General features: G+C 35.7%; 26 protein-coding genes. 23 read left to right on the forward strand and 3 right to left on the reverse strand.

The window, feature by feature from the left end:
- Window positions 1-81 precede the first annotated feature (81 nt).
- The 22 genes from ACKI39_RS09695 to ACKI39_RS09800 all read left to right on the forward strand — a co-directional run bounded on the left by ACKI39_RS09695 (window position 82) and on the right by ACKI39_RS09800 (window position 18447).
- A complete protein-coding gene (locus tag ACKI39_RS09695) occupies window positions 82-375 on the forward strand; it encodes a hypothetical protein (RefSeq protein ID WP_407399992.1) in 294 nt (97 codons plus the stop codon).
- Window positions 376-422: 47 nt separating this feature from the next.
- On the forward strand, window positions 423-719 hold the full coding sequence (locus ACKI39_RS09700) for a hypothetical protein (protein WP_407399994.1): 297 nt from the start codon (window positions 423-425) through the stop codon (window positions 717-719).
- Window positions 720-800: 81 nt separating this feature from the next.
- Entirely contained in the window at window positions 801-1094 is a 294-nt protein-coding gene (locus ACKI39_RS09705; protein ID WP_407399996.1) for a hypothetical protein, read from the forward strand.
- A 12-nt stretch (window positions 1095-1106) separates the two neighbouring features.
- Window positions 1107-1862, forward strand: coding sequence for a hypothetical protein (locus tag ACKI39_RS09710; protein ID WP_407399998.1), 756 nt, complete (start codon window positions 1107-1109; stop codon window positions 1860-1862).
- Window positions 1843-2160: a hypothetical protein gene (locus ACKI39_RS09715; RefSeq protein WP_407400000.1), complete on the forward strand. Its 318-nt coding sequence runs from the start codon at window positions 1843-1845 to the stop codon at window positions 2158-2160. Before ACKI39_RS09710 ends, ACKI39_RS09715 begins: the two co-directional genes overlap by 20 nt.
- Window positions 2157-2660: an O-acetyl-ADP-ribose deacetylase gene (locus ACKI39_RS09720; RefSeq protein ID WP_407400002.1), complete on the forward strand. Its 504-nt coding sequence runs from the start codon at window positions 2157-2159 to the stop codon at window positions 2658-2660. The genes ACKI39_RS09715 and ACKI39_RS09720 overlap by 4 nt, the downstream gene beginning before the upstream one ends.
- A 50-nt stretch (window positions 2661-2710) precedes the next feature.
- Window positions 2711-3079, forward strand: coding sequence for a hypothetical protein (locus ACKI39_RS09725; RefSeq protein WP_407400004.1), 369 nt, complete (start codon window positions 2711-2713; stop codon window positions 3077-3079).
- 160 nt (window positions 3080-3239) lie between these two features.
- Window positions 3240-4622 (forward strand): RNA-binding domain-containing protein, encoded by a 1383-nt coding sequence (locus ACKI39_RS09730; protein ID WP_407400006.1) that lies wholly within the window; start codon window positions 3240-3242, stop codon window positions 4620-4622.
- A 265-nt stretch (window positions 4623-4887) separates the two neighbouring features.
- Window positions 4888-6282 carry a Wadjet anti-phage system protein JetA family protein gene (locus ACKI39_RS09735; RefSeq protein ID WP_407400008.1) on the forward strand — a complete coding sequence of 465 codons (1395 nt, stop codon included), beginning with the start codon at window positions 4888-4890 and terminating at the stop codon, window positions 6280-6282.
- Window positions 6275-6910 carry a DUF4194 domain-containing protein gene (locus tag ACKI39_RS09740; protein WP_407400010.1) on the forward strand — a complete coding sequence of 212 codons (636 nt, stop codon included), beginning with the start codon at window positions 6275-6277 and terminating at the stop codon, window positions 6908-6910. Before ACKI39_RS09735 ends, ACKI39_RS09740 begins: the two co-directional genes overlap by 8 nt.
- Entirely contained in the window at window positions 6882-10115 is a 3234-nt protein-coding gene (locus ACKI39_RS09745; protein WP_407400012.1) for an ATP-binding protein, read from the forward strand. The genes ACKI39_RS09740 and ACKI39_RS09745 overlap by 29 nt, the downstream gene beginning before the upstream one ends.
- Complete coding sequence (locus ACKI39_RS09750) at window positions 10105-11295, forward strand: Wadjet anti-phage system protein JetD domain-containing protein (RefSeq protein ID WP_407400014.1); 1191 nt, start codon at window positions 10105-10107, stop codon at window positions 11293-11295. The genes ACKI39_RS09745 and ACKI39_RS09750 overlap by 11 nt, the downstream gene beginning before the upstream one ends.
- Window positions 11296-11357: 62 nt before the next feature.
- The gene (locus ACKI39_RS09755; protein WP_407400016.1) at window positions 11358-11846 is read left to right on the forward strand and encodes a prolyl-tRNA synthetase associated domain-containing protein; all 489 of its coding nucleotides are present in this window, start codon (window positions 11358-11360) and stop codon (window positions 11844-11846) included.
- A gap of 255 nt (window positions 11847-12101) precedes the next feature.
- Window positions 12102-12758: a hypothetical protein gene (locus tag ACKI39_RS09760; protein WP_407400018.1), complete on the forward strand. Its 657-nt coding sequence runs from the start codon at window positions 12102-12104 to the stop codon at window positions 12756-12758.
- A 14-nt stretch (window positions 12759-12772) separates the two neighbouring features.
- Window positions 12773-13120: a hypothetical protein gene (locus ACKI39_RS09765; protein ID WP_407400020.1), complete on the forward strand. Its 348-nt coding sequence runs from the start codon at window positions 12773-12775 to the stop codon at window positions 13118-13120.
- Window positions 13121-13230: 110 nt separating this feature from the next.
- Window positions 13231-14229 (forward strand): helix-turn-helix transcriptional regulator, encoded by a 999-nt coding sequence (locus ACKI39_RS09770; RefSeq protein WP_407400021.1) that lies wholly within the window; start codon window positions 13231-13233, stop codon window positions 14227-14229.
- A 1-nt stretch (window position 14230) separates the two neighbouring features.
- Window positions 14231-14800 (forward strand): leucine-rich repeat domain-containing protein, encoded by a 570-nt coding sequence (locus ACKI39_RS09775; protein WP_407400023.1) that lies wholly within the window; start codon window positions 14231-14233, stop codon window positions 14798-14800.
- Window positions 14801-14817: 17 nt separating this feature from the next.
- Window positions 14818-15714: a leucine-rich repeat domain-containing protein gene (locus tag ACKI39_RS09780; protein WP_407400025.1), complete on the forward strand. Its 897-nt coding sequence runs from the start codon at window positions 14818-14820 to the stop codon at window positions 15712-15714.
- Between the two features lie 77 nt (window positions 15715-15791).
- Entirely contained in the window at window positions 15792-16337 is a 546-nt protein-coding gene (locus tag ACKI39_RS09785) for a hypothetical protein (RefSeq protein WP_407400027.1), read from the forward strand.
- Between the two features lie 72 nt (window positions 16338-16409).
- A complete protein-coding gene (locus ACKI39_RS09790; RefSeq protein WP_407400029.1) occupies window positions 16410-16976 on the forward strand; it encodes a GNAT family N-acetyltransferase in 567 nt (188 codons plus the stop codon).
- On the forward strand, window positions 16942-17157 hold the full coding sequence (locus tag ACKI39_RS09795) for a polysaccharide biosynthesis C-terminal domain-containing protein (RefSeq protein ID WP_407400031.1): 216 nt from the start codon (window positions 16942-16944) through the stop codon (window positions 17155-17157). The genes ACKI39_RS09790 and ACKI39_RS09795 overlap by 35 nt, the downstream gene beginning before the upstream one ends.
- Window positions 17158-17241: 84 nt before the next feature.
- Window positions 17242-18447 carry an IS256 family transposase gene (locus ACKI39_RS09800; protein ID WP_407400193.1) on the forward strand — a complete coding sequence of 402 codons (1206 nt, stop codon included), beginning with the start codon at window positions 17242-17244 and terminating at the stop codon, window positions 18445-18447.
- 266 nt (window positions 18448-18713) lie between these two features.
- Here ACKI39_RS09800 and ACKI39_RS09805 read toward each other — a convergent pair whose 3' ends face one another.
- Together ACKI39_RS09805 and ACKI39_RS09810 are read right to left on the reverse strand one after the other, a co-directional pair.
- A complete protein-coding gene (locus ACKI39_RS09805) occupies window positions 18714-19883 on the reverse strand; it encodes a class I SAM-dependent methyltransferase (protein WP_407400033.1) in 1170 nt (389 codons plus the stop codon).
- 136 nt (window positions 19884-20019) lie between these two features.
- Window positions 20020-20766 (reverse strand): transposase, encoded by a 747-nt coding sequence (locus ACKI39_RS09810; protein WP_407400035.1) that lies wholly within the window; start codon window positions 20764-20766, stop codon window positions 20020-20022.
- A gap of 203 nt (window positions 20767-20969) precedes the next feature.
- On the opposite strand from ACKI39_RS09810, the gene pepF reads away from it, so the two are divergent.
- The gene (gene pepF, locus ACKI39_RS09815) at window positions 20970-22769 is read left to right on the forward strand and encodes an oligoendopeptidase F (RefSeq protein WP_407400037.1); all 1800 of its coding nucleotides are present in this window, start codon (window positions 20970-20972) and stop codon (window positions 22767-22769) included.
- A 269-nt stretch (window positions 22770-23038) separates the two neighbouring features.
- Here the strand turns inward: pepF and ACKI39_RS09820 are convergent, their stop codons facing one another.
- Window positions 23039-26263 carry a FlgD immunoglobulin-like domain containing protein gene (locus tag ACKI39_RS09820; RefSeq protein WP_407400039.1) on the reverse strand — a complete coding sequence of 1075 codons (3225 nt, stop codon included), beginning with the start codon at window positions 26261-26263 and terminating at the stop codon, window positions 23039-23041.
- Between the last annotated feature and the right edge of the window lie 145 nt (window positions 26264-26408).

A 26408-nucleotide genomic window follows, 5' to 3' on the forward strand; every position in this document is an offset into this window, starting at 1 on the left:
TTTTATCTCCATAGTTTTAAACCTATATCAATTTATGATAAACCCTCTGATGTAAAATGGGACTATAGAATGGAGGTGGTTATGAAAACAGAAGAAGGAACAAACGTAAAGTGTGAAGAAACAGGCAAGGTCTGCTATACCGAAAGGGAAGCAGGGGAGGCAATCAGCAATTTCAAAAGGCATATCCATGCAGGACGTCATCACTGGGTTAAGGGCGATTACAGTAATTCCAAAAACATTCCGCGCAGAAAATACTACTGTCAGAATTGCGGCTACTATCACCTGACCCATCTTGCATACTATGGTTCAGGTTCTGTTGACGGCCATTGGGAAGATGCTTTTTACAGGGAATATGACTCAAGAAAAAGAGCGTAGGTGTTTTTCATTATGAAAATATAAATCGGGCAAAGGAGAATTAGAAAATGATTATTGAACTAGAAAACCATTTGGATGAACTCAAGAAAATGAATTACATGGAACTGCTTACCCTTAGAAATGAAGCTCTAAGTGACATCAAGGCATTTGAGCGTGACTATGACATGAAGAGCGGATGGGAATATATGCCGTCTCCAGATGTGTTCTATCAGATGAACCTTAAGAAGCTTGCGGAGATAATTCCGCTTATGGAGGAAGCCTTCAGAAACGAATATGTTTCAGGGGAAAAGAACATTGATGACTACTACAGAGAAATCAGGGGAGTAGGGAAAAATATGGAATAGCAGAAAAATTTTTAACTGTGTCAATTTTTGGCACCCTTGCAGTTTATAATGAATCATACAAAGCTGTGGAAGGGGGGTGCTATGAAGACAGTTGAAGGAATTAACATTACTTGTGTTAACACAGGAAAAGTTTGTTACACGGAAAGAGAGGCTGGTGTAGTAATTAACAATTGCAGGAAACATGTACATGCCGGAAGTCATCGTTGGATAAAGGCTGACCATAGTAATTCAAAGAACATTTCACGCCGTAAATATTACTGTAAAGACTGTGGGTATTATCATGTTACACACAAGGCTCTGTACGATTTTGATTCTCATAATGGATTGTGGGAGGAAGATTTCTACAGGGAATATGGAACAAGGAAACGAGCATAGGAGATAGTTTGAATGAAGACCACCTATGAATATCGAAAGAAGGCTTTAGAATTCGCTGCAAAAGATGGGATGCATTATGATGCCGTAAAATGCGAAGGAATTTATGGAAACTATGAAGTTTACACTCCATACAAAAAGGAGTGGAAAAAAAATCCACCTTGTATCGGATTGCCACAAGTTATTCTTGTTAATGGAAATGAATCAAAATGGGAGTTAGATATAAATCCGTTTGAAATCTTTCGTAATTGTAAAAAACTTCCATCGGTTATTTTTGAATATAGTTATGCGTGTTTATGGGGGCCACGTCATAGGCTAATATTATTGTCAGATGGAAACTTAATTGTTGAAACCTGGGATTATAATTTCGAAACTAGAGCGAAGGAAAATTTTAATGAGCAGATATTGATAAATTCATTGGAACTTTTAAAAAATGTCAAAAAATTTATAAAAGAAAAAGACAACATTATTCGAAGTTTTCCTAGGAATGTAAGTAATGAATGGTTTTATGATGGAGCAGATGAAGTAATTCGTTTTGGTCGAAGAACAGTAAAGGGTTTCAATATTTTGACTATGAGAGTTGATAAAATTAAAAGGTTTAAAGACGATATAAAACCTGGATCTGTAGAAGAACTTACGCTAAATGCATTAGGTATAGTTCAATCAGTGTTTTTTGAATTGAAACAAATACTTGATAAATATACAAGTGGAAAAGATTTGTGGGGATTTTTCTGGACAAATAGGGAGATAAATGAAGATGAGAATAAGTGAGCTTTTTAATAATCAACCTATTACATGGGGAAAAAGAGGTGATCCTGTCTTATGGGATAGAATGCAGGAATTACAATCGGAAAATGAACTTCCAGAAACAGAAGATGAATTTATGGATATATTGAAATTGTCCTTTGAGAAATTAACGGGACACAAATTAGATGAAAAGGAAGATTTTTATATGGATGCGTTTGCGACAAGTGGAATGTCATCAGGCGTAATATCCTTAGACTTTTGGAATAAAACAGGAATACCGTTTTTATTGGAAGAATACAATAGATGGGGAAAAAATAAATGAGTTTAAGAATCGAACAGGGTGATATTACAAAGTACGAAGTGGATGCAATCGTAAACGCAGCAAACAGTTCTCTTTTAGGTGGTGGAGGCGTTGATGGTGCCATTCACCGTGCAGCAGGTTCTGAATTGCTTGCTGAATGCAGAACTCTTGGAGGTTGTCCTACAGGAGAAGCCAAAATCACCAAAGGATATAATCTAAAGGCTAAATGGATTGTGCACACAGTCGGCCCAGTCTTTTATGAAAATCAAAGAGATGAATGTGTAGAGTTGCTTAAAAGCTGCTATAGAAACTCGATAGCTTTGGCTCTCTTGAATGAATGCAAATCAATTGCTTTTCCTTTGATTTCAGCAGGTGTCTATGGTTATCCAAAAGCCGAAGCCCTGGATATAGCCGTAAGTAGCATTCAGCGATTCGTCGATAATATGGATGCTGTCATTGTTCTGTTTGATGCAGAGGCATTTGAGATAGCTAAGAAGAAATACAAGGACTTAGTGAGGTAGAGTGATGGATAATTCGAATATTTTTAATCAGTACTTTTATGAAGTCTTAGATGACCATGGAAGACCTTGCCAGAAACAGTTACATTGATTCAGAAGATGCAGATGATAAGAAAGTTCTTGAGTTTTGTAAAAAGCTGAAAAATGCACTTAATGGCATGGATAAGAATGAAGTCTTTAATTCTAGTTTAATAGATTTTGTAGAACCACTTGATCCAGAAGAAGAGAATATTCTTTTTTATGATCTGGCAGTACCATTTTACGAAAACTGGTTAGAAATGATACGAGATGCTGAAAAGTCACAGGAAGAAAGGGTGAGAGCTTTTGCAACTTGCCTTGCTGCAGAATATATTGTTCGAATCCTGGATGATTTTTGGGGATATTCTTATTTCTTTGAAGATGATGATGAAGATAACGACTAAAAATCTGAATTTTTGCAAATTTTGAGTGGGGGTATCGTGGCGGGTTTTTTGAGGAAATTTGGCCTGTTTCTATGGAACATTGCCAAGTTGGCAATGTTCCGGCATAGTTATGGCAATGTTCGGCAATGTATGTTATAATACATGGTGACGAGGCAACTTTATGAGAATTAATGAACTTTATTCAGATATCTTGATGGAAAATACCCAGTATGAATTTAAGGCAGTATTAAATCAGGACAATCCTATAAAATGGGCTAAAACAATTGTAGCATTTGCAAACGGAGATGGTGGATATATCTTTGTCGGTGTTTCAAATGAAAGAGATGCTTTTGGTTTAAGCTTAGAAGAAGTTGATAAAACAAAGAACCTTGTTGCTGTTGAAAATGACAGACATATTTTTCCACATGCTAAAATTTCCTATTTGCTCAGAAGTGTTGATGACAATGCAGATCATTTTGTTTTAGGCATAAGAGTCTACCCAGCAGAATCAGTTGTCAGATATCGGGAAGGTGATTTTAACGAAACTGTATATGTAAAAGGAGATGGAAATTCTACTCCTGCTACTCCTGAAGATATTATTTCTCTTTCAAAACGAAAATTTGGTGTTGATAATGAGACAACAGAAAAGATGTATTCTGCAGATCAGTGGACGGATTACATCGATTTATGTAAAACATATCGAAGTGATGGGGCCGAACCTGGTATAAAAGAATTGCAAAATGAAGAGATTGTTTCCAAAGATGGTTTTGTGAAATCAGGTTTCTTGATGTTTAAGGACGACTACAATGGAGATGATTCATTAATCTGTTGCAGATTATGGCGTGGGAAAAATAAAACCGGGATAGTTCTGGATACATTAAAAGTAAAAGGTCCAATATCTAAAGGATTGAAATCAGCAATTGCATTCATAGAAAGAAATACAAAAACAGGCTGGAAGAAAACACCAGCTGGAGGTAGAGAAGAAGTTTTATCATATCCTAGAGAAGCAATAAGGGAAGCCTTAGTTAATGCGTTTGCCCATAGAGATTATTCAATCAATGGGACACAGATTGATGTTGATATTTATCTGGATAGGATTGATATAGTTTCTCCTGGTTCATGGCTTTTACCAAAAGATTATAATGAATATCCTGCAGGTTCTATTCCTTCAATCAGAAGAAATACAATTATTGCAGCTTGTTTTGATGTGGCCAATTTAATGGAGCGAGGAGGAACAGGATTTCAGACAATGATTGAAAGTTATAAAGATGTTCCAGAAGATAAACAACCATGTGTGATGATTTATCCTGGATTTCTGGATTTAAGACTCTATGATAAGTTGTATGAAACAACTGACGATTTTAAAGAAATGACAGATGCTGAATTGGTATTACATTTGTTGGAAGATGGCCCAAAATCCGCTAGTGAATTGCAGTCAGCAACAACTTATGGAAGTAGGAGTCGATTCTTAGAAGAAGTTATAAATCCTCTTATTAAAGATGAAAAGATTTATAGAGAGGGTGGTATTAAATCTCCAAAATCGGTTTATAAAATTAAGAAATAACATTGCCAATCTGGCAATGTTCGGCAATATTGAGGGAGCATAACGGTGTATTTTTTAGTGAATTTTGTCGGACAGTCGCTTATCTTTTAGGGTGGAAATATAAACTGGAGCAGGTTTAACCGTAGTGGGTTCGGTTAAGTTCGGTTAAAATTTTGAGGCGAAATGCCAGGAATTCTTACGGATTTTTTGGTTTGGTTTATTATTTACAGTGCCGTTCGTTGGCATATTAATAATATATAATTAAAGTAACTTATAAGTGAATCATATGAAAAATCTATTTTCAGTTATACCAGCAGATTTTTTTAAACCTCTCAATAGTAAATATAAAGACCAATATGCAGATTGTCTCTTAGAGATTTACAATTCCTATAAATCAGAAATTTCATATGGTGTAGACAGAGAATCTGTTGTTTCTACCTTGGTAGAATATTTTAATACTCGTACTGATGATATCAGCTTTGATGATGATTCCAGTTTTGAAAAAGATTCACGTACAAAAGCTCAGAAAACCATAAATTACTTAAAAGATTGTGGTTGGCTTGATTTTGAAGAAGAGAAAAATTATCTACAAAATGTAGTCCTAACAGAACATGCTGTTCCATTCATACGAACAATGAATGATGTTATCCGCAATGAAGAAACAGAATACCAAGGACTTATTTCTCAGATTCACGCGGTTCTTCAAAATGAAGATCTTTATTCAAAACCTTATCAGTTTATTCTTAAAAACGTTGTAAACAATACAGAACAATTGGTTTCCAGTCTAAAAAGATTGAATATTTCTATCAAGAAACACATCGATAAACAGACAAAAAATAAAGAATTATCAGATGTTTTGAAATTATTTGCTGATTATAATGCTGAGATTGTTTCAAAATCACTTTATAGATTAAAGACCAGTGAAAATGTTGGTAAATTCAGGCAGTCTATCAAAATAAATTTGGATAGGATGCTTTCTGAACCATCAATCCTAAAGGATCTTGTTGATGGATATATGGAAATTGAACAGGAAACTGATCCAGATATTGCCCAAGATAAGATCATTGAAATGATTATTGATGTAAAATCTGCTTTTGAAAACCTTGATAAAATTATTGAAGATATAGACCGCAAAAATAATCATTATATGAAAAACGCGGCATCCAGAGCAAAATTCGAACTTGCCTCAGGAACTAACCAGGAAGGCAAAATTAATGCAATCTTAAGGTATCTTACTGAATATTCTGACGAGGACGAAACTGCTCCTGAGGACTTGTTCAATGTTTTTGTACAGAAATTTGTTTCAGAAGAATCCATAAAAAAAATCCCAGAAAAGAAAACATACGAAGAAGTTGCAAGCATAAATGTTGCTGAAACTTTAACTGAAGAAGAAAAAGAATTAAAAAAGAAACTTCTTCAGGATAAACAAATGGCTCGAATATACAGAAAAAAAATTGAGGCATTTGTAATGGAAAGATTAGGTCTTCGACAACTTATAATGGCCTCTGAAATTCCTGTAAATAGTCGAAAAGATTTTGAGACCTTGATTTATATAAGGTTATTTGCGATAGAGTCTAAGATATATAAAGTAAAGAAAACAGGTCAGCGAATAAAGACCGAAAAATGTGAATTCACTGATTTTGAAATAATAAAGAAGAACGGAGGTGAAAAGAATGTTTGAAAAACTTGAGATTATTGGTAGCTCAAATTCCCAAAAGGAAAAGTTTTCCAAAGCAGCTAACAATCTTTTAAATCACTGTTTTATTCTTAAGAAAAAAGAAGATACTCGATTAGATTACATTTTTATCAAAGATAACAGAGATCAGTTTGCATTGGTATTTGATCTTTTGGGCTATGACATAAGAATTGATGAAGATATTGGGCTTATTTCAATTTTAAATAGAAATGGTACAGGACGACTTCAGTTTACAAAGTTTGAAAGTATTATGTTTCTGATTCTGAAATTACTTTATTTAGAAAAGAGAAATGATCTTTCAACAAATGGAGATAATGTCACAGTTACAATTCAAGAAATACGCGATAAATATAATGTGCTGAAACTTAAAAACAAACAAAAACTTGATAAAAATTCTGAACGCCAGATTATTGCTTTATTTAAGAGATACAATCTGATAAAAAATTTGTCCGCTGACATTACTCAGGGTGATACAAGAATTGAAATATATCCTTCGATTATGATTGCAATACCGAATGAAGGAATTACACACTTATATGAAAGTGTAAAAGACAGACTTACTGAATATGAAGGAGGAGAAGACGATGCAGATACAGACGAAGAAACTGAATAGAGTAAGACTTTTAAACTGGATGTATTTTGGATATGAAACTTTTCCTATAAACCAGGGATCAGTTTTGATTAGTGGTGAAAATGCAGCCGGAAAATCAACTGTGTTAGATGCAATTCAAATGGTTCTTACTGGAAACTCGACAAAATTCAATAAGGCTGCAAATGAAAATTCAGATCGTGATTTGAAAAGTTATGTAAGATGCAAAATAGATACAACAGAGAAGACATATCTTAGAGAAGGTAATGTCATAAGTAATATTGCATTAGAGTTTTATGAAGAGAAAGAAAACCGCTGGTTTGTAATCGGTGTTCATATTACTTCCGGAAATGAAAACGAAACCCCAGTAAAGCGATGGTACATTGAAAATGGACAGCTGGAAGACTTTTCTTTTCTGACAGAAGAAAATAAGCCTTCAATGGCTGAGGAATTCAGAAATAAAGGGGAGAAAGTAAAGTTCATAAAGACTGTAAATGAATATAAAGATAACCTACGTCATAGATTAGGAAACTTGGAAGATAAGTTTTTTGAAGTAATATTGAAAGCTCTCGCATTCAGACCTGTTGATAATGTAAAAGATTTTATTAATAGATATGTTTTAACGGAAAAAAATATTGATGTTCAGTCATTACGAGAAAGTATAGATGTTCTGAATGAATTTGAACAGACTCTAAAAAAGGCAAAACAGGAAAGAGATGCCTTAGGTGAAATCTTAAAGCGATTCAGTGATATTGAAGAAAATGAGCATAATAAAGAAGTAAATGATATGCTTATGAAAATTGTCGATAAGGACATCCTTGAAAAATCTAGAGAAGATGGATTAAGTCAAATAAGAATTGATAATCAAAAACTTAAGAACACAATCTCTGAAAAAAATAATATTGAAGAACAGCTTAAGCAGGTTAGAGCAAAGTTAATGCAATTGCAGCAAACATTTGAGAATTCGGATTACAGAAAATTAACTGAAAAACTCCAGAATTCTATTGATAAACTTTGTGAAGAAAAAAACGCTGAAGAAAGTAGAAAACAACAGCTTACGGAATATTTGCGTTTTTTGAATAATTATCTAAATTTATTTGCAAAGCTTAAAGAAATTCCTGTTACTGCAGATGATGTAAAAAGCATTGGACAGAATTCTGATGAAAACCAAAAAGTCGAAATTGTTGATAAACTTGAAGCATTTATAAGCAAAGAAATAGAATCAATTCGAGAAAACCACTACGAAATAAAAAAAGAAAGAGACCTAACTTCGGAGCAAATCTCAAAACTTGAAAATGAGATTGAACTGTTAGAATCACAATCAATTCAATTCCCTGAAGAAACAGAGCGACTTAGGAATTGTATTCAAAAAGAATTTGAAGAATCTGGTATAGACTCCCCAGTCTATATCTTCGCAGAACTCTTATCTATTACAGATAAGCAATGGACGAATGCTATTGAAGGCTACTTAAATACCCAGAGATTCTATCTTATTGTGGAGCCTGAGTATTACACGAGAGCATTGCAGATATATAATGCAAATAAAAGAAGTTACAGCCAGGGTATTATCAATTTTAGAAAATTACCTGAAACAGAACCTGAAAATAATTCACTTGCCTCATTAGTAACTACAGAAAACAGATTTGCCAGACGATACGCAGATTATGTGTTAGGAAATGTTGTTTGTTGTGAACAATTGGAGAACCTTGAAAATTATTCATCTGCAATTACAAAAGATTGTATGGTTTATAAGAACTATGTTTCTCGTAAAATTGATCCAAAAATTTATTCAAAACCATATATTGGTAAGGATGCCATTGAAGTTCAGTTAAAAAATGCAAAACTTCAGAGAAAAGCTTTGTTGGAAAAACTTCCTGAATTAAGAAGTCAAATTGAGACCTACAAACAATTAGAAGATTCATATAAGCATGTCAATTTTGATATGGTTAAGTCGAATATGGATTCTCCAAATAAACTTGAATCAGTATGTGATCGATTAAAAAAAGAGCGGGATGAATTTGATAAGATTTCTAAAAATCAAGATATTATTGAACTGCAGAATCAGATTTCAGCTTATGAAAAGAATGTTGATAATCTTGATTCGAAAAGAGTTTCATTGGTTAAAATGGAAACAAATCTTAATAATTCAATTCAAGATACTGAAAAGCAGCTTTCCGATATTAATGAACAACTTGAAAGCAAGATTGTAGAATTGACAACTCTCCAAGATTATCATGCTGCATTATATAATGAGGCTTTTGATAAGTATTTGGATGCAATGAAACATGAAGGAATTGAAAAAATTCAGACTAACTACAGCAGACAAAAAGTTGTTTATGATAACAAAGCAAATAAACTGTTGAATGGGGAAAAAGGATATACTGGTCTTATTCAGATGCAGAGCAATTATAATTCTACCTTCAGTAAAGATTTCTATTCTGGTTTGGATGGTTATGATCAATACAAAGCTCAGTCTGATAAACTAAACAATGTTGAAATTGTACGAACAGAAGAAACAATTCGTGTATCCCGTGAAAAATGCGAAGATATCTTTAAGAATGAATTCCTTTCTAAAATGAAGGAATCTATAGAGAGTGCCAGATATGAATTTGATAACCTCAAAAAAGCACTTAAAGATATAAATTATGGAGAAGATACTTATAAATTTATTCTTACTCCAAATAGTCAGAAGCGAAATTTGTACAATATGATTATGGCCGATGACAATTTAGGTACTTCAAATCTCTTTTCAGGAAACTTTGAAAGCCAATATAAAGATGAGATTGATGAATTGTTTACAAAAATTAAAGCGGGAGATTCCAGTGATCAAGCTGTTCGTGAATATACAGATTATCGAACTTATCTTGATTATGATATTGAAATTACAAAAAAGAATGGTACTGTTCAAAAACTTTCAGCAAAAGCAAAAAGTAATAGTGGAGGAGAAGCACAGGTTCCTTTCTATGTAATTATGGCAGCTTCTCTTAACAACATATATCAGAATAAGAACTCGGTTCGATTATTAATGCTCGATGAAGCCTTTAACAATATGGATGAACAACGTATTGCTAGTGTTATGATGTTCTTTAATCAACTTCAGTTCCAGACAATTCTTGTTGCTCCTTCTCCAAAGATTCAGGATATAGAAGAAAATGTGGATTCGGTTCTTACTGTAATGAGAGAAGATACGATAAGTTTTGTAGAGGATTTCAGATACTATGGCGAATAAGATAGAACAAAAACTTTTGAAAGCATTGCTTGATTCTTACGAGAAAAGTAAAACTTTTATTGGTGAGAATAAAAATCAGCAATCGTTTAGAGTACAGATTTCTAAATTATTTCCCAAATATGATGATGATTCAGAATATGAATTTTACAAAGATGTAAATGCAGCATTAGCGAATCTGGACTCAAAGAGATTTGTTAAGTTACAAAAGGAGAAAAGCGGAAAAGTTAAATCTGTTTTGTTAGAACCTTCAAAACTCTCTGAAGTTTATGAATTCATAAAAAGAACTCCAAAATTTGAAACTAATAACAGCTTGCAAAAGATTTGGGATAGTTTTGCGGATTTAGATTCTTATATTTATAAACCTTTATCAGATTACTTGATTGAACAAAAAAATAACCTCTCTAAAAATAAGCGTATTGTTTTCTTTGATGGAGATGTGAAAGAATATAAAAACTTATTGTCCGCCGTTAAAGCAGTTTTAGAAAACAAAGATGAAATATTCATTCGTGAATTGTCTGTAAAACTGTTTAATGATTCAAAAAAACTTGAATCCATAGAATCTCAGGTTCGTTCTTTATTATATAGATATGGCGAATATGATGATAAAGATACAGTCTTTGAAGAACACAATATACTAAAGACTCCAACTTATGTTATGGTAAAAGGAAAAGGTGTTTTGAATTTTGGCCAAACTATTGATTTATCTCAAATCAACGGTGATATTGGCTTGTCCACTAAAACACTTAACCAGCTTGTCTCTGTGGATTTGCAAGGTGCAAAAGTTGTAACTATTGAGAATCTAACTAATTTCCATAAATTTCAGAGCGATAATCAACTTGTAATATATCTTGGTGGCTTTCATAATTCCATAAAGCGAGATTTTATTAAGCGTGTTAATGATTGTAATCCAGGAACCAGTTTCTTTCACTTTGGAGATATTGATGCCGGAGGATTCTATATCCTTGAGCATTTAATAAAAAAAACAGGAATTGTTTTTGTTCCCTTTAATATGAATATCGAAACATTGAAAAATCATAAATCTTATTGGAAAACATTAAGCGAAAATGATAAATCAAGGCTACAGAAACTACTGAATTTAGCACCAAAGTATTCTGATGTTATACAGTTTATGCTTGAAAATAACTGCAAATTGGAGCAAGAGGCAGAAATTTTAAATTAAGCGACATTCTTAAATGAAAGAATAGTAGATCCAATAACTGTAAAGGATGTAACAAAAGCAAGATGGAACCAATCTTACAAATCTTAGCCGACCTGAACATTCCATACGAACTTCAGGAACACAAAGCGATTTTCTCAGAAGAAGATTCCAAAGATGTTGTAATCACTCTTGAAGGAACTGATGTAAAAAACCTTTTCGTAAAAGACAAGAACAACAAGTATGGTTTGGTGAGCCTTGATTTGCATAAAAGGGCAGACTTAAAGAAAATCGCTGCAGCTTTTGGTTATGGCAGACTTAGTTTCTGCAATCCTGATGAGCTGATGAAATATCTGAATATCACACCAGGTTCAGTAACACCACTTTGCATTATGTTCGATACCCAGCGTTCGGTTAAAGTTTTGTTTGATGAAAACTTTGAAGGCAAAAAGGTTATAATTCATCCATTGCGAAATACAGCATCCGTAAGCATAGCTTTTGATGATTTGAAACGATTCGTTGATCATTACGGTCATACTTATCAGCTGGCGAATGTTTATAAGGACTTTAATTAGATTTTCTGGTAGACAGATTTGAAATTTATAATAAGTAAAAATATTTTATGTCCATCATTAAAAGATGGGGGTATAATGTTATATTAAGGATGTAAGCTTGACTGAGAGAAGGGCAAAACATCAAGGAACAGAAGTTTCCAACTGGGGAGCTGCTCGGCTTATGCAAGTTTACTATATCGGCTCCCTGTTTTATTGGAGTTATTTAATAAGAGGTAAAAATTGCGAAATTTTAATAAAGATGACAATCATAAAATTATGGTAAAATGGAATAGAGAATCTGAATATTCCAATTTTTACCTCTATGAAGACGGTGTTTGTGCCCCTGATGTTTGGAATAATATTGAAGAAAAAAAAATATTGTTTATCCTTAAAGAAGTTGATGATCCAAACAATTCTTTTCCTGGTGATTTTGCAAAAATGACAGCAACTTGCGGTAATGGGTGGAAAACATGGGCTAGAGTTGCTCAATGGACTGATATATTACTAAATAATGAATTAACGCATGCAGATAGAGAATATAGAATTGATGGACGAGGAAATCTACGAAGTGAATTATTTAAGCATATTTCAATAATGAATTTAAGTAAGTTTGCTGGAAAGGGACAAACTGATGGAAAATATCTTATATATGCAAAAAAACATATCGACTTACTAGAAGAACAATATAACTTGATAAATCCAGATATAACAGTTTTTTGTTGTGGAAATCCAGGTATAGAATTGTTAAAACAGTTTATTCATTATGAGGATTTTACACCCATAGTTTTTGAAAAAATTCCGAAACAGGGTTTTTTTAGAGTTTATACAAAAAATGAAAAAACTCTAATTTTTATGAGACATCCACAATGGAATTATTGCAGTAGTATTTGGAATGAAAAATTGTTGGGATATTTAAAATCTATTAATAAATAAAGGAGTGTCAATTTATGTCAAACTGTGTATGTAAGAATTGTGCTTTAGAATTTGATAACATATTTGAATTGTCGACTGGTAGATGCGAAAAATCTGAAAATGGTAAACATGAATTATTCGAAGGAGAAAATTCTAGTCCATATATTTGTCAGATATGTGGCAACGAATATAATTCATTATTTGAGTTATGTCATGCTTATTGTGAAAAAAACTCAAATAATAAACATGTTGTATATGAAGGGAACCATAAGGATAATTTGACTTGTAAATATTGTGGAATGCAATATAAAAAAATGTTCTATTTAGTTAATGATATTTGTTATCAAAATCCTAATGGGCAAAAACATTTCCCAACAAGATAATAACTTTCTCCCTCCCCAGATGCTACTGTCTGAGCTTGTACAGGGAGTTTCAGTAGACAGAGGAGCCAGTCCCATCTGATGGTTTTTCGGGATTGATTGAGAGTTCAAAAATGGCACGACACACTTCAACTGCGGACAGTCTGTTTCTTACAGTTCCTCAATTTGAGCGATTACGAGAAATACACTGTCAAATTGCAGAAAAAAGATACCCAAATACTCGTAAACTCGCAGAATATTTTGATGTATCTGAAATCACAATAACCAGAGACATTGCAAATCTTCGTGATGTTTACGGTGCCCCCATTGCGCATGATGCTTCTAAACGGGGTTATTATTACAGCCAGGATTATGATTTTCCACTTTTAAAAACTATTTCTGAAAAACATATTCATTATCTGCAGAATGCAAAAATCATGCTGGAATCTTTTAAAGGAACTCCTTTATACAAAGATGCACAGGAATTACTTGAAGCAATTTCTAAAGGTTCATACAGATCAGAAAATCCTATTCTGGACCGAATTGCAGTTTCACCTAGGCCTGAAGTAAAAATAGATTCAGTTCTCTGGGAGAAGATAATCCGTGCTTTGGAAAACAATTTGATTTTAAAGTTCGATTACCAGGGACAATATCAGAATAAAAGCATGAGTAGGGTAGTACATCCTTACCAAATTCTTCTTGATGGTAAAAATTGTTTTCTGTGGGGATATTCAGAAGAACGTAAAGCCTGCAGAATTTTTAATCTTACAAGAATGAAATGTGTTGCTGTAACTACGAGAAGCTTTGAATTACCAGAAGATTATGCTTTTGAACAGCATTTGGACGGCGGGCGATTTGGAGCCTTTGTTCAAGGTGAATCAGAAGAATATAAAATAGAATTCAACGGATATGGCCGACCATTTGTAAAAAGCTGTATATGGGCGGATGATCAGATTTTGGAAGATGATGAAGAAAGAAAAATAACTACCATAACCTTTCATTCAAATCAATTTAATGCAATTTTAGAATGGGTTTTATCTCAAGGTGGTTATGCTAAACCTTCTGCCCCACCTAGACTTGTTGAGGAATGGAAATCACACGTAAAATTAATGATGAAAAATATAGAGGACTAAGATGAATTTTAATACTTATGATTATATTTTTGATATTCCTACCGGTGGTGACATAGATAACGGGTGTTATTTTGAAAGCCACTGGGTTGAAATAAAGAAATGCATGCTGGACAAAGACTCTACAACAGAAATCGTAATTCCTGAAGGTGTTGAAGTTATTGGAGAATATGCCTTTATCAATTGTGTGAATTTGAAAAAAATTACTTTTCCTTCATCGTTAAGAAAAATCAGAGAGGGTGCATTTGAATGCTGTAAATCTCTTGAATCTATTTCTTTTAGTAATCCTGTAAGAATTGATGCTGATGCATTTCGATTTTGTGAATCATTAAAGTCGGTGGAAATCAATTTTACAAACACCCGCAAATCTTCAGAATTAATTTGGGAAAATCAACGAGAACCAGGAGAATTACCAGGATATTTAATTGAAACACATGATACTGGTCTTATATGGCGGGGAGCATTTAAAGACTGCCAATCATTAAAAGAAATTAAGCTTTGTAGTCAGGTGGAATATTATAAAAATGATGAAAGCCTAAACAACGTTGCTATTACTGGTGGAAAATCAAGATAAGGAAGTAGGGCAATAAAATGATTCAGAAATTAAAATCACCAAAAGAAAGAGAATTAGAATATAAAAAATGGTTAGAATCGCTTCCAGACGATGAACGCAAGCAGAATGTAGAAGATGATAAATTAATGGAAGAAAGAGATAAACAAAGAATTGCTGCTGAAGAAGAATACAAGCGAAAAGAAAAGGAATTTTCAAAAATCATTATACGAAATGCAGTTGAACAAGAAATATGTTTTGAAAGCAGTTCTTCCCTTGAACTTCCAGAAGAAGCACAGATTCTTCTTCCGTATTCATTTTATGAATGCAGAAACATTCAAGCAGCTTACGTTCATGAAAATATCCGTGTCTGTACAAAAGAAACTTTCCACGAAACCGACGATATTTTGCTGACAAATCCTGTCTACAAAAAAGAAAACGGGCTAATGATAAATACTCATCTTGGAATTCTTCTTTATGCAGATAATGATATAGAAGAAGTTATTGTTCCAGAGGGTGTTGTTGAAATTGCACCTTATGCGTTTAGTGGCTGCAATATGAAATCAATTAGACTTCCAGATTCTCTTACGAAAATCGGGGAATATTGTTTTAACAGCTGTCCAAATCTGGAGAGCATTACAATTCCGGGAAAAGTAAAAGAAATTAAGCGAAATTGTTTTAATAAGTGTGACAAATTGAAAGAAATTAAACTGCCCGAAGAACTTGAAATTATCGGCCCATATTCAATGTGCAGTGATAATCTTGAAATCTGTATTCTTCCAGCTTCGTTAAAAAAGATTGGTGACAGGGCTTTCTTTAATTGTCATAAACTAAGGCAGGTTGACTACAAAGATTCTATTGAACTTGGATATGAAGTTTTTGTTGCTTGCGAATTGCTGGAGGGAAAAGTTCCGCCTGTAAAACATTATTATGACTAAATTTAAAGATGTACATCATTAAATGATGGAGATGTAGTGTTATATTAATATCAGTTCTTTGAATACGAGGTGATAATATGACATTAAGACCTAATATCTTTAAACTTGGATGTGGAATTGACTGGTTTATTCTGTGGTTATTGCAGTGGGCAGATGAAAGCAATATAGAAGTTGAGCCTGAATTGAATCAATGTGCTAAACAAATACTTCAGAATTTACTGGGAGACCACATAGAAATCAAAAAAGTTGTTTCTGGAAATTATTTATCTTATCAACAGGATGACGATTATTCTGTTCCTGGATTAATTATTAATGAAAAATACTTTGTTGTTTTTAATAATCCTGTGGCAGAAAATAATGCTGTCGAGGTTCTGGATAAACAACTGGATTATTTATCAGGTTTATCGGAATATTCAAAATATGAAAAAGTGTTAATATTCCTTTCTGATAGAATTGTTTCTGATGAAGATAAGAAGAATATTCTTTCAAAAGGATTTAAATACAAAGAATGGAAAGATTTATTTCCGGTACTTAAAAATTGTAAAAGTGAAAATCCAATTCTTGCTGATTATGTTGAAGTTCAGGAAAAACGCAATAAAATGATGAAGTGGATAGAAAAATAAAGAGAGAAGTATGTATTCCGAAAAGAAAAATTTATAAATTCTTAAAAAATAGTAACAATATATTGAAAAAGAATGATATTACATAAGGCTGTCGCCTCACAAATCAATGATATATTCTCACTTTACAAAGTAGTTGTTGCAGGGGTAGCAAAAACACCAGTGAATCTTGGCTGGAATAAGGAAGTATATCCGTCTTTAGAATGGGTCACTGAATGTGTTAATAAAAATGAAATGCTAATTTTCTCTGACAATGAAAACATCATCGGTGCCTGTGCTGTAAATTATTCTGTAAACGAAGAATATAATCAGATCGACTGGAAAATCAAAACTCCTGCCGAAAAGATTTCTTCAATTCACGCTTTCTGTGTTCATCCTGATTATTGGAGACATGGAACCAGTTCAGATTTTTTGAAAGAGGTTCTTGATTACTGCAAAAAAAATGGGGACGCTGCAATTCATCTTGATGTAATTGATACCAACGACAAGGCCATGAAACTTTACGTAAAAGCAGGTTTTGAAGAAATCGACAGGATTGAAATGTTCTATGAAGTTGTTAGAACAAGAAAATTCTGGATGCTGGACTTTTTATATTTTCGGGCAGGCAATGAATGCAGTAATTCGTGCAGACGGCAGCCCTGAGTTTGCAATGGTAAGCCAGGTGAGCGGTGCAATCCTGAACATAATTCTGGATCCAATTTTTATTTTTGCATTTAAGTGGGGAATGATGGGTGCCGCAGTTGCTACGGTTTTGGGACAAATTCTTACCGCGGTTCTCGCCGTGTGGTACATCTGTCATGAGACTGTGAAAATCTTTCTGTAAATTCAAAACATAGTAGGACTGTGATAAAATAAAACACAGGAGCCAACTATGGCAAAAGACAAAATTCCCCCACACAAAGTGGAAATGACAGAAGGCAAACGAGAAATAATAAAAGGCCTTCTGTCTGAGTATGACATTCAGTCAGCAGAAGACATTGAGGAAGCTCTCAAAGATCTTCTTGGCGGAACCATTAAAGAAATGATGGAAGCAGAAATGGATCATCATTTGGGTTACGAAAAATCAGAACGTTCAGACAGTGACGATTATCGCAACGGCTACAAATCAAAAACTGTAAAATCTCGTTTCGGCAAGATGGAAATTGAAGTTCCTCAGGACCGCCGTTCTACTTTTGAACCTCAGGTTGTAAAAAAAGGTCAGAAAAACATAAACAACATTGATTCAAAAATAATCTCGATGTATGCAAAAGGGATGACCACCCGCCAGATTTCAGATACCATTCAGGACATTTACGGATTTGAAACTTCAGAAGGATTCATTTCGGATGTTACAGATAAGATCCTTCCTGAAATTGAAGAATGGCAGAACCGTCCGCTGGAAGAAATATATCCGGTGATTTACATTGACGCCATTCATTACTCAGTTCGGGACAACGGAGTTATCCGTAAGCTTGCAGCCTATGTAATTCTTGGACTTACCTGCGACGGCCATAAGGAAGTTCTTTCTCTGTCGGTTGGAGACAATGAAAGCTCAAAATACTGGCTTAACGTGCTTAATGAGCTGAAAAATCGCGGTGTAAAGGACATTATGGTCATCTGTGCTGATGGACTCACAGGAATCAAGGAAGCAATCAATGCAGCATTTCCTAAAACTGAATACCAGCGCTGTATCGTTCATCAGGTCAGAAACACTTTGAAGTATGTTGCCGACAAAGACCGCAAGCCTTTCGCTGCAGATCTTAAAACCATTTACCATGCCTCTGATGAAAAGGCTGGTGCAAAAGCCCGGGACAGGGTTACAGAAAAATGGTCGTCAACATATCCTAATGCAATGAAAAGCTGGACTGTAAACTGGGATGTCATTACACCTATATTTAAATTTTCTGCTGATGTCAGAAAGGTTATTTATACTACCAATGCCATCGAAAGTCTGAATTCTACTTACAGAAAACTGAATCGCCAGCGAAGTGTTTTCCCAAGCGATCAGGCTTTGCTAAAGGCTCTTTACCTGGCAACATTCGAAGCAACAAAAAAATGGACATTACCTCTCAGGGACTGGGGCAGAGTCTACGGTGAAATGTGCATAATGTACGAAGGCCGTCTGCCAGACTAATACTCATAAAAAAAAGACAACCTGCTTTTCTACGGGCAAGTTGTCTTTAAATCATTTGACTCTTGAAAAAAATCAAATCGTATTTTATATTCGAAACATAAACAGTAGCTGTCAGCTGCAAGCGAGTAACTCGCATTAATCCTTTTTATTGCAGCCTACTGAATTTACAGAATAAATTTCACACTCTCAAAGAAAATCGCCAACTATGTCACTGAAAAGGACAACAACAATGACGGCGTCGGGGATTTCATAGAAAAGTATGTCCTCTAGAGAATGTCGTTGAGAGTTTGTTTTACACTAAGTGCATTAAGGATGGAATCTTTTGCCGAAGACTTTTTTACTGCACCATTTGATGACTGCTTCTTTACGGCACGAATCAAAAGGTTTTTCGGAGTTCCTTCCATATCAATGAATTCCATAAGCTGAACTGCATACCCATTCTCTTCAAGAAGTTCAGCACGAATTGCATCAGTTGCAAGGGCAGCAAACCTTTCTCGTAAAATTCCATGTCTCATGAAAATCGCAAGAGGACTGTTTCCTTCCACCGTATTTTTACCAATCTGGCTGTTTATCTCATGCTGACAGCATGGAACCGAAAGAATAGCCTTTGTATTGTGTTCAACAGCATATTTCAAGGCATAGTCGGTAGCCGTATCGCAGGCATGAAGAGTCACAATAATATCTGGTAAGGTTTCTCCAGAATATTTTGCAATATCCCCTACAGCAAAGTTCAGGTTCGAATATCCGTATTTGCGGGCAAGATTTGCACAATGCTCGATTACATCCTTTTTTAAATCCAATCCGAACACTTCACAGGGGATCTTTTTTATTTCAGAGAGGAAATAATAGGCTGCAAAAGTAAGGTAGGATTTTCCGGAACCAAAATCCACCATGCGTAGGGGTCTGTCCCCATTGAAATCACCATCTCCACAGCATAATTTCTTTACATCACCAAGAATATCATCTATAAATTCAAGGAAACGGTTGATTTGTCGAAATTTATCGTATCGTGAGGAGACAATCTTCCCCTCCTTTGTCATTACCCCAAGTTCAATAAGGAAAGGAACAGGAATACCTTCCTTGAGAATATAGTTTTTCTCTTTGCTTGTTTTTATAGTTACAGGTACAGAAAGTTTTCTTACAAGTTTTCTAACTTCTCCGCGACGATTAGAAAGGTATGTAATCTCCTCGGACTCAGTACGTTCCACACAGTTTTTGAATGTCTTACCGGCATTTTCTTTCACAAACTTTTCAGCTTCTTCTTTAGTAAGATTTTTTGTAAATGACTGCTTTTCAGTAAAACTTTCAGAAATATAAACATTTGAAGAAACAGCTGAAGGAGACGGATTTTTCCAAATGCGGACCTTTACATAAGCTTTCCCCAATTTTTCTTCAACAATTTTTGAGGGCTTTGAAAATGTGGCAGAAATCAACATGTTTTCATTCTAGAAAAATATCATTTATGAATCAATAATAAAACAATAGGGACAGACCCCTCATAAACAATATATTCTTCAATATGCATTTCCAAGTGCATTTATCTTTAAAAAATGAACTGAATCCTTGATTTTTTTATGACATTCTGATTATTTTACGACTTATTCCCGTTATTCTAGCAATCTGAGACATTGAGATTCCTAATTTTTTCAAGACGCTACACTTTTCTTTCTGTTCATCTATAGGAAGCCTTTCAAGCTTATATGGCGATGATATTCCGAACAATTTTTTTATTAGTTCTAAAACTCGACAATCTGTAAATACCAGCATATTTTCATATTCCATGCAATTTATTGTTTCCCGCTGATACACAAAATTCATCAATTTTTTCCTTGAGCCAAACAAAGTAATTACATATTCAGTATCGACAAAACTTCTCCGTCTTGTGTTTTTCAATGCATAAAAACTATTCCAGCGATATCGATCAAAAGTTTCCAGACCCGCTTTTTCACTATTTTGAAGTATGTATCGATAGACTGTTTTAAAGTATTCATCATCAAGAACTGGTTCACTTTTAAATCGTCCCTGAAAAAGATGCCCAGAACGCTCGTACTTTCTATTGAAATAATAAACGTAGCTATTTGCAATTTTTTGAACCATTAGACTCATATTTTCATTTGCATTTCCAATCAAAACGTGAACATGATTATTCATCAGGCAAAAAGCATATACTTTTATCCCAAGTTCGTTGGAGTATTTCTTTAATTTTTCAAGGAAGAACTTCCTGTCTTCAACATCATTAAACAGATTCTGCTTGTTGTTTCCGCGCAAAATCACATGATAGAAACCGGAAGTTCCATACACTCTAGGTTTTCTTGACATTATAATCTCTTACTTATATTTATTTTCAAAAAAATTTAAAAAACCGACAGTTATAATAAAAAAACTCAGAAATTGAGGATCTGTCCCCTTATTATCTTTTTTATCCTTCTGTTCATTTATTTCTTCTTTTTACATCGGGGTCTGTCCCCTTTAGTACTTGCAATTTCGTGACAACATGTCTTTTTTTTACTATATTTATAGCCATGAATAACGAAACAATTCCATTGAGAAAAGACGTCCCTGCGGAACACAAATGGGACCTGACAAAACTTTATAAAACAGAATCGGACTGGGAAGCAGACCTTGCGCGCATTCCATCCTTTACAGAAAAACTGGTTTCCTTCAAGGGCAAACTTGGAACTTCAAGCGACACACTTCTTGCAGCACTCAAGGCCGATGATGAGCTTGGACTTCTTGTAGAAAAAGTATACCACTACGCAAGCCTCATGAACGAAGCAGACCAGAGTGAAAGCGCAAACCAAGAGCGCTACAACAAGGTAATGATGGCATATACGAACATGTCATCCCAGTGCAGTTTCTTTACACCAGAACTTCTTTCGACAGAAGATGACAAAATCAACGCCTGGTGTGAACTTCCTGAATTTGCAGATTACAAAATCAGCATCAAAAAATCTCTTCACGCAAAACCTCATATTCTTTCAGAAAAAGAAGAACGCCTCATGGCTCTTCAGAGCGAAAGCGGACAGACTGCATCAAATGTATTCAGCCTTCTCAATGATGTAGACATGGACTTTGGAAGTGTAACAGAAGATGGAAAGGAAAAGCCCCTTACTCACAGCACATGGAGCAACTTCCTTGAAAGCCAGGACCGCAGTGTCCGTCAGGAAGCCTACACAAAGTTCTACGATGTCTTTGAAAAGCACGCAAACACCCTAGCCTCGCTTTACGCAGGTTCAGTCAACAACGACATTTTCATAGCCCGTGCACGCGGTTACAAATCATCTTTGGATTCCGCACTCTACGGAGACAAAGTGCCAGAAAGCGTTTACCGCAACTTGATTGAGACAGTCCACAAGAATCTTCCAGACCTTCACCGCTTCTACTCACTTCGCAAAAAAATTCTTGGAGTAGATGAACTCCGCCACTGGGATGTCTATGTTCCGCTTGTAAAAACGGTAAAATCCCATGTTACATACGAGGAATCAGTAGAAATCTGCCGCAATGCCCTTGCCGTTCTTGGAAAGGAATACACGGACACACTTTGTGGTGGTCTTTTGGGCGGTTGGTGTGACCGCTACGAAAACAAGGGAAAACATTCCGGTGCATTCTCAAGCGGATGCTACGAAGGATACCCTTACATTCTTTTGAACTACGATGACAACACGCTGCGTGATGTCTATACCATGGCGCACGAAGGTGGACACAGCATGCATTCATGGTACAGCGTCCACAACAATCCTTTCAGCTGCTATGACTATACGATCTTTGAAGCAGAAGTTGCCTCGACCTTCAACGAGGAACTTGTATTCCAGTACATGCTCAAGAACGCAAAAGATGATGAGATGAAGAAATATCTTCTCGCAATGCGTGCCAACGATATCCTTGCAACCCTTCACCGTCAGACAATGTTTGCAGAATTTGAGCTCAAGTGCCACGAATCAGTTGAAAACGGAACTCCTTTAAGCACAGATGGAATACGAAAGATCTATCGCGACCTCCTCGAAATGTACTTTGGCCCTGAAATGAAATTTGAAAAATCAAGTGATATGGAAGGATTACGAATTCCACATTTTTACAGCGCATTCTATGTTTACAAGTATGCTACTGGAATTTCGGCATCACTTGCACTTGCAAAGCGTGTAACTGAAGGCGGAGAAAAGGAAAGGGAAGATTACTTCAAGTTCCTTAAGAGCGGTGGAAGCCGTTATCCAATTGAAGCCCTCAGAGTTGCAGGAGTAGATATGGAAAGCCCAGAGCCAGTTCAAGCTGCCCTTGATACATTTAAGGAACTTGTAGACCAGCTGCAAAAACTGTGCTGCTAGTTTTGATACCAGTACCTGACTTAACTTTTGCAGCATGAAATGATTCTCATTTCGTGTATGTTTTTCCAACGGCAATTGCATAAAGATCTGCTAAATTACACAAAGCTTATCTAGTCTATCTTACACCCAACAAGAAGCCCCTTCGGAAATCCGAAGGGGCTTCTTGTTGGCAGCACCAAGGATGGCGCGTCATAAATTCAGCAACATCGCACGAGAGTTTTGCATGGCATAACTCTCGATTAAAATCTACAGAATGTCGATTTTTAATCCTACTTCTGAAGAATGAATTCTACGCGGCGGTTCTTCCAGTTGACATCGCTGTTCTTGCGGTCTGCAACAGGTTCAGTACCACCCTTACCCTCAGATGAAAGTCTCTTTTCACCATCCTTAACCTTAAGAGCAATGAGCTGATTCTTAACATATTCTGCGCGTTCTGTAGAAAGTGGAATAAGTTCCTTTGTCTCTTCATCGGCATTGTCTGTTACGCGGTTTGCATGACCAACAACAGTTACCTTATAATCCTTGAATTTGTTGAGGATTTCTGCCACACGCTTAAGGATACGCTGATTGTTGTCTGCCTGTGCCTGTGTAATTCCCTTCTCCTTTACATTGCCTTTTGCGTCAAGCTTCTGAACACCGAAGTCTGCAGCATTTGCACGGAATATGATGGAAGGAATCTGCATCTTAAGCTTATCACCATCCTGAATGATAAGAACATCGACATTGATTACCCCCTTGAAAGTAGAATGCATTCCAAGTTCATCATAGGCTTCAAGGATATATGGGTAGTCTTCTGCAGACTGAACGATTTCACCGTTGTTTCCGCGACCATCCCAAACAAGGCGTTCTGTCATTACAGTCTTACCTGCAGTTTTCCAGAATGGGCTCAAAGGCTTCTTTTCGTCCTTTATAGGATTGTAAATAGTAAATGACCAGTTCTTAAGTCCAGCAACAGCCTTGCACTTAAGCTGGATAAAGAGATCGTCATCATTGCCATCGTTATCAGGACTAAAATATGCAGGAGCTGTTCTTACGGCAAGTTCTGGAGCCTTTGAAGTGCAGATGAACATTGAAGTTTCTGCATCAACAATGTTTCCCTTTGCATATTCAATGTGAAGCTTGCCCTTGAAAATTCCTTCTGCAAGTGTTTCGTCATTTGTATCACCAGCCCAGTTGATTACAGCTGGAAGATTCTTCTGATCTTTTTCAGAGAACTGCTTAACGCTTATTCCTTTTTCATTTACAACATCAAACTTCCATGATGCAATACCTTCCTTGAGTGATGTCTTGATATCAAATTTCTGAACATCAAGAACATTATCACCATTAGGAGAAATTCCCTTGTATTCCGCAGTGACGTAAGCAGATACTGGTCTTGCATCAAGATTGATTTCATGGATTACAGTCTCCCCCTTATTTCCAGCGGCATCAACAGAAGAAATCGCAAGAGCATAATATCCATTGGCAACCTTGTTTCCGTTGTCATCGGTTCCGTCCCATGCAAAATCTGAAACCTTTGAATTCTCAAACTTCAAGGTTCTGACAGCCTTGCCCTTTCCATCTGTAATTTCCGCAGTCCACAAATCCTCCACAGAAGACTTTGCGACCTTTACAGGAAGAACTTTTTTAGTGCTTGTCTCTTCAGGAGAGAATGCTAAATAAGGAACAGACACCTCAACTTCAGGCTTAGTTGAATCAAGGATAAATTTTCCAGATTCTGCAGTCGCCTCTGTTCCGCTATTTGCAACAGTAGTAATCTTTGCAACATACTCACCGTCAGAACATCTTGTTCCGCTATCCGAAAGCCCATCCCATTTGATTGACGAAGGAACTTTTCCGCTGCCTGTAAACTTTTTAACCACAGCACCCTTTGAAGCTACTGTAACCTCATATGATTTGATTCCGCTTGAAGCATTTACAACAGGACTGATAGCCACGCTCTGAACCTTGCTTTCTGCATTCAAAGAAAATGCCTTTGGTGCTACAGAAAGGGCAAGTTCCGTCTTGCTTGTATCAAGCGTAAAGACGGCAGTTGAAATTGTCCTCTTGTTTCCAGCAAGCTCTGTTACTTCAAGAACATATTTGTATGTATTGTCATTAAACTGTCCATTTTCACCAAGTCCATTCCATTCAACTTTTGCAGGAAGAATCGAACCGAAGTTATACTGTCTTGCTACCTTTCCGTCCTTATCTATGATCTTACCTACCCAGTTCTTAGGACCTGTGTAAGAACCTTCTGTAGTTGCCTGCTGAACGATCTCAAATAGATTCTGACCATTGAAGACCGTGTTTGCAGGAAGATTTACAACTGCATTAGGAGCTTCATTATCAAGAACGAATACTGGAGAATATACAGCCTTAGGCTCATAACCATTGAGATAACGTGCAGTAACCTTGGCTCGGTATTCTCCTTCTGCAAGAACCACACCGTTGCTTCCTTTGCCGTCAAAGACAAGCTTTTCTGGTGCCTTGCTGTTGTTTCCAGATACTGAATACAGAACATTGTCGTCAGATTTTCCAACGATATCAATTTTCCATGCAACAAGAGAATTGACACTTGCCTTTGGCGATGGAATTGAAACATCAAAATTTACAGTCTTGCGATCCTTTGCGACTTCACCTTTTGGAGCAGGAGCAAAAAACCTCGAATCCAATGTGTTTCCCGCAATTGAAATCGAAACTTCAGGTTTTTCCGCAGAGAAGATGATGTTTGAAATCACTGCCTTTTCAGAAGTATTGCCAGCAAGGTCAGTAGATGTGATTTCATACTGATAAACACCATCAGGAACGATTGCCTTATTGTCATCAGTTCCGTTCCATACAATCTTATCAGGAGCTGCCTTTTCCCATTTGTATGATTTTACAGTCTTTCCATTCAAATCTGTAATCTTTGCTGTCCAAAGCTCCTCGACTGAACCTGATTGATTGACAGGAAGAACAGCTTTAACACCTTCTCCAAAGTTTTTCTCATCCCCAGAAAGCTTGGCAAGTTCAATAGCAGGTGGAGTATTATCAACGATTACAGTTGCCTTTTTTGTCTCTGTTTCCTGATTGTTGCCCTTGCGTGTCCAGATTGAATAGTAATATGTTCCGTCTTCTGCAAGTGAACCATCATCTAGATAGCCATTCCAACTTACGCTAGGAGGAATCTCAACACTTTCCTTTGATTTCAAAAGCTGTTTACCGATTGATTTTGCATTGATTTCTTCAGGAAACTTTATCTTGTTTCCGATTGTGCGAACAAGTTTTTCGTTCTTGTCATAGATACGAAGATTCCATGCAGTAATGATGCCAGTGGTGGAATTCTTTGCTTTTGCATCGATATTGAAATTAACCACCAGTTCATCCATGATGCCGTCATTGTTAGGTGAGATATACTTTAACGACGGTCCCTTCTTTGCCTCTGCCTTCGGAGCCGCAAACATCTGTGTCCCAGCAAGGACAAAAGCTGCCAAAGCAGAAACTTCAATAAATCTGATTGCTGTCTTTTTCATCTGATAAAAATCCTATATAAGAGCCTCTAAAGCTTTATGCCTTAGTTCTTTCATAATATAAACAATTTAATTTAGATTTATGTTACAAATAAACATCTTGAACGCAGAGCGTCTGAGCATCAACCCCTACGCTCGAATAAAAAAG

This window comes from Treponema sp. (genome assembly GCF_045641405.1).
GTDB lineage: Bacteria > Spirochaetota > Spirochaetia > Treponematales > Treponemataceae > Treponema_D.

Coding starts and splice junctions, on each gene's coding strand:
- ACKI39_RS09695 (WP_407399992.1), top strand. CDS start 82: ATGAAAACAGAAGAAGGAACAAACGTAAAGTGTGAAGAAACAGGCAAG.
- ACKI39_RS09700 (WP_407399994.1), top strand. CDS start 423: ATGATTATTGAACTAGAAAACCATTTGGATGAACTCAAGAAAATGAAT.
- ACKI39_RS09705 (WP_407399996.1), top strand. CDS start 801: ATGAAGACAGTTGAAGGAATTAACATTACTTGTGTTAACACAGGAAAA.
- ACKI39_RS09710 (WP_407399998.1), top strand. CDS start 1,107: ATGAAGACCACCTATGAATATCGAAAGAAGGCTTTAGAATTCGCTGCA.
- ACKI39_RS09715 (WP_407400000.1), top strand. CDS start 1,843: ATGAAGATGAGAATAAGTGAGCTTTTTAATAATCAACCTATTACATGG.
- ACKI39_RS09720 (WP_407400002.1), top strand. CDS start 2,157: ATGAGTTTAAGAATCGAACAGGGTGATATTACAAAGTACGAAGTGGAT.
- ACKI39_RS09725 (WP_407400004.1), top strand. CDS start 2,711: ATGACCATGGAAGACCTTGCCAGAAACAGTTACATTGATTCAGAAGAT.
- ACKI39_RS09730 (WP_407400006.1), top strand. CDS start 3,240: ATGAGAATTAATGAACTTTATTCAGATATCTTGATGGAAAATACCCAG.
- ACKI39_RS09735 (WP_407400008.1), top strand. CDS start 4,888: ATGAAAAATCTATTTTCAGTTATACCAGCAGATTTTTTTAAACCTCTC.
- ACKI39_RS09740 (WP_407400010.1), top strand. CDS start 6,275: ATGTTTGAAAAACTTGAGATTATTGGTAGCTCAAATTCCCAAAAGGAA.
- ACKI39_RS09745 (WP_407400012.1), top strand. CDS start 6,882: ATGCAGATACAGACGAAGAAACTGAATAGAGTAAGACTTTTAAACTGG.
- ACKI39_RS09750 (WP_407400014.1), top strand. CDS start 10,105: ATGGCGAATAAGATAGAACAAAAACTTTTGAAAGCATTGCTTGATTCT.
- ACKI39_RS09755 (WP_407400016.1), top strand. CDS start 11,358: ATGGAACCAATCTTACAAATCTTAGCCGACCTGAACATTCCATACGAA.
- ACKI39_RS09760 (WP_407400018.1), top strand. CDS start 12,102: ATGGTAAAATGGAATAGAGAATCTGAATATTCCAATTTTTACCTCTAT.
- ACKI39_RS09765 (WP_407400020.1), top strand. CDS start 12,773: ATGTCAAACTGTGTATGTAAGAATTGTGCTTTAGAATTTGATAACATA.
- ACKI39_RS09770 (WP_407400021.1), top strand. CDS start 13,231: ATGGCACGACACACTTCAACTGCGGACAGTCTGTTTCTTACAGTTCCT.
- ACKI39_RS09775 (WP_407400023.1), top strand. CDS start 14,231: ATGAATTTTAATACTTATGATTATATTTTTGATATTCCTACCGGTGGT.
- ACKI39_RS09780 (WP_407400025.1), top strand. CDS start 14,818: ATGATTCAGAAATTAAAATCACCAAAAGAAAGAGAATTAGAATATAAA.
- ACKI39_RS09785 (WP_407400027.1), top strand. CDS start 15,792: ATGACATTAAGACCTAATATCTTTAAACTTGGATGTGGAATTGACTGG.
- ACKI39_RS09790 (WP_407400029.1), top strand. CDS start 16,410: ATGATATTACATAAGGCTGTCGCCTCACAAATCAATGATATATTCTCA.
- ACKI39_RS09795 (WP_407400031.1), top strand. CDS start 16,942: ATGAATGCAGTAATTCGTGCAGACGGCAGCCCTGAGTTTGCAATGGTA.
- ACKI39_RS09800 (WP_407400193.1), top strand. CDS start 17,242: ATGACAGAAGGCAAACGAGAAATAATAAAAGGCCTTCTGTCTGAGTAT.
- ACKI39_RS09805 (WP_407400033.1), bottom strand. CDS start 19,883: ATGTTGATTTCTGCCACATTTTCAAAGCCCTCAAAAATTGTTGAAGAA.
- ACKI39_RS09810 (WP_407400035.1), bottom strand. CDS start 20,766: ATGTCAAGAAAACCTAGAGTGTATGGAACTTCCGGTTTCTATCATGTG.
- pepF (WP_407400037.1), top strand. CDS start 20,970: ATGAATAACGAAACAATTCCATTGAGAAAAGACGTCCCTGCGGAACAC.
- ACKI39_RS09820 (WP_407400039.1), bottom strand. CDS start 26,263: ATGAAAAAGACAGCAATCAGATTTATTGAAGTTTCTGCTTTGGCAGCT.